This window comes from Acinetobacter sp. YH12134 (genome assembly GCF_013418555.1).
Taxonomy (GTDB): Bacteria; Pseudomonadota; Gammaproteobacteria; order Pseudomonadales; family Moraxellaceae; genus Acinetobacter; species Acinetobacter indicus.
Map to the genome: position 1 here is coordinate 1 of NZ_VPBT01000051.1, position 1,488 is coordinate 1,488.

The 1,488-nt window shown below is 46.5% G+C and carries 1 protein-coding gene; it reads left to right on the top strand.

Features of this window, described 5'->3' with window-relative positions:
• Positions 1-13: 13 nt before the first annotated feature.
• Positions 14-1,488, top strand: a 1,475-nt coding sequence (gene ahpF / locus FTU69_RS14635) for an alkyl hydroperoxide reductase subunit F (protein WP_180104104.1), incomplete at its 3' end; no start/stop codon positions are given.

Genomic DNA, 1,488 nt, shown 5'->3' on the forward strand with positions numbered 1-1,488 from the left:
GGAGACGTTAGCAATGTTAGATCAAAATACCACAGCCCAATTAAAAGCCTTGTTAGAACGCCTTGAAGGTCCAATCGAATTAGTGGCCACTTTAGATAGCTCTGACAAATCAGACAAAATCAAAGAACTGGTAACTGAAATTGCCGCCCTGTCTGATCAGGTGACTGCACGCTTCGATGGTAACAACAAACGTGCACCAAGCTTTGGTGTCGCCAAAGCCGGTGAACAGCCGCGTGTATTCTTCGCAGGTTTGCCAATGGGCCATGAGTTCACCTCTTTGATTCTGGCATTGTTACAAACCTCAGGCTATGCACCAAAAGTGTCTGATGAAGTATTAGCTTCTATTAAAGACTTGGGTATCCAATCGGACTTTGATGTGTTCGTATCGTTAAGCTGCCATAACTGTCCAGACGTGGTGCAAGCATTGAACCTTATTGCGATTTACAACCCGGGTACTACTGCCACTATGATTGATGGTGCATTCTTCCAGGATGAAGTGGAAGAACGTAAGATCATGGCGGTACCGATGGTGTTCCAGGACGGCAATCACATCGGTCAGGGTCGTATGACACTGGAAGAAATCATTGCCAAATTAGACACCAACTCTGCAGCCAAAGAAGCTGAAAAGTTAAATGCCAAAGCGGCCTTTGATGTACTGGTGATTGGTGGTGGACCTGCTGGAAACACTGCAGCGATTTATGCAGCACGTAAAGGCATTAACACCGGTATCGTGGCGGAACGTTTTGGCGGTCAGGTGATGGACACCATGGACATTGAAAACTTCACTTCAATCAAGAAAACCCAAGGTCCAAAATTTGCCGCTGAAATGGAAGCACACGTACGTGAATACGGTGTCGACATCATGAACCTACAACGTGTATCTGACATTAAAGGTGCAGATGAAACAGCCAACGGTTTAGTTGAAGTGACCTTGGAAAACGGTGCCAAGCTGGAATCGAAAACTGTGGTGCTTTCAACCGGTGCACGCTGGAGAGAGATGAATGTCCCAGGTGAAGCAGAATACCGTACCCGTGGTGTGGCGTATTGCCCGCACTGTGATGGTCCTTTATTCAAAGGCAAGCGTGTTGCAGTCATTGGTGGGGGTAACTCTGGTGTAGAAGCAGCGATTGACTTGGCCGGTATTGTTGAGCATGTAACCTTAGTAGAATTTGATACCAAGTTACGTGCCGACCAGGTATTGCAAGACAAGCTGAACAGCTTGCCAAATACCACAGTGATTAAAAATGCACTTTCAACAGAAGTCGTGGGTGATGGTTCACAAGTGACAGCGCTGAAATATAAAGACCGTGCAACAGATGAAGAGCATACGGTTGAACTGGCAGGGATCTTTGTACAGATCGGTTTATTGCCAAATACCGACTTCTTGAAAGAAACCGCAGTTGAGCTGAGCAACCGTGGCGAGATTGTGATTAACGACCGCAACGAAACCAATGTCAAAGGTGTATTTGCTGCTGGTGACTGTACTAC